The sequence below is a fragment of the Oleiphilus sp. HI0061 genome (genome assembly GCF_001635675.1).
On record NZ_LWFE01000351.1, the window covers coordinates 1 to 996 of the forward strand.

General features: G+C 44.0%; 2 protein-coding genes. Both read right to left on the reverse strand.

Going from position 1 to position 996, the window contains the following annotated elements; genetic code table 11:
* A partial coding sequence (locus A3735_RS28710) for a LysR family transcriptional regulator (RefSeq protein ID WP_156499405.1) occupies positions 1–224 on the reverse strand: 224 nt, incomplete at its 3' end.
* A gap of 125 nt (positions 225–349) precedes the next feature.
* On the reverse strand, positions 350–996 hold a 647-nt coding region (locus tag A3735_RS04805; protein ID WP_197485672.1), incomplete at its 5' end, for a toxin-antitoxin system YwqK family antitoxin.

Below are 996 nucleotides of genomic sequence, written 5' to 3' on the forward strand. Positions count from 1 at the left end.
GCACGTACTCTGGATATTATGTTGTCAGCCAATGGTGTAGGTACCATGTGACCTGATTGTCTTACAAATAGTGGGTCATCAAAAACACGGCGTAGACGACTTAGCGAGTTACTGACAGCGGGTTGAGTGATATGAAGGGACTCAGCAGCCTTAGTCAGATTTCGTTCTCGGTAAATTACATCAAAAACAATGAACAGGTTTAGGTCAATTTTTTGAAGCTGCATAGATTATTAAACTCAAACAAGAAGTTGTTGTTCAGGCATGTATTTAAGCAGCTATAGGTGATGATGTCACTAAAGCACCTTCAGGCTAAATTAGCCTGAAGGTGCGAATCAATCTAGCTAGCACTTTAAGGCGCGCAGCTGTCGCCTCTTGTCCCATTAACGTAGTTCCAGCAGTAAAGTAGTGTACCATCTTCGTTCCATCGTTTTAGCGTGCCATGGTAACTGCCATTCGCGAAGTGCGCTTCAAATTCCTTATTCCCATTTTCATACCAATCGCTTGAGAGGCCGTGTTTCTCGCCATCAGCATAATAGTCTTCGGATTCTTTTTGACCACTTTCATACCAACTTGTCTGGGCTCCGCAGTATTCGCCGTTGTAAGTATAATTTTGTGACATTCTGATGCCATTGTCATACCAGGCTTCGGACAGACCATGAGAATTTCCCTCCTTATAATAGCCTTGAGAAGAGATCTGCCCATTTTCATGCCAATATCGACTTAATCCATGCAGCTGGGCATTGACGTAGAACTGCTCTCGGTCAAGTATTCCCGGGTCTTCATAGTAGTTTGCGCCATGACCGTATGAGCAAGAAGTATACGAGTTGGGATCACTTTCATTGGCCATCGTAATAGCCTGATTAAAAGTATTCGAGCTGCCGAGTTCGATATCGTAGGTGGATGGGCAACTAGGGCTATTGGATTGAGGAATATCAGCAATAGGGCAGGTCGAATGGGTAAATTCAGATTCTTCTGATGCATAGTCCTGGCCATCAA